Below are 503 nucleotides of genomic sequence, written 5' to 3' on the forward strand. Positions count from 1 at the left end.
CCCCCCCCCCCCCCCCCCCTTTTTTTTTTAATGCTCCGGCGCCCCCCGAGATCAACACCTAAGGACGCGGCGGCAGCGTCAGATCTGTATCACAGACAGGCCGAGTTCCTGCCGCCCGAGGCGGGTGCCGGCGTAGCGCCCCACCACCGCCTCCAGGAAGGCGGGGGCGAGGTTCTGGGCGTTGTCGGCGGTGCGCGCCTGGGTGACCACGGTGCGCGGGTCGGCGATGAGGCGTCGGATCAGCGGGATCGGCCGCGGCGTGGTGGTGACGAGGTTGCGCGGGCGGGCGCCGAGCCGCAGCCCGAATTGCAGCATGTCGAAGGTGGCCTCCGGCCGCCGCCACTTGGCGATCTCGTCGGACCACGCAGCGCCGAATTGCGGGCCGCGCAGAGAATCCGGCTCCTCGGCCGAGAACGCCGTCGCCACCGCACCGTTGGCCCACTCGACGCGGCGCCGGCTCGGCTACCAGCGCGGGCGGGCGCCGCGTTCGGGCAGGCCGAGGA

1 pseudogene is annotated in these 503 nt (G+C 73.0%); it reads right to left on the bottom strand.

Features of this window, described 5'->3' with window-relative positions:
- Window positions 1–102: 102 nt before the first annotated feature.
- Window positions 103–503, bottom strand: a pseudogene (locus FV222_RS28835) (terminase family protein); the annotation flags it as partial.

Source organism: Methylobacterium sp. WL103, from assembly GCF_008039885.1.
Taxonomy (GTDB): domain Bacteria; phylum Pseudomonadota; class Alphaproteobacteria; order Rhizobiales; family Beijerinckiaceae; genus Methylobacterium; species Methylobacterium cerastii.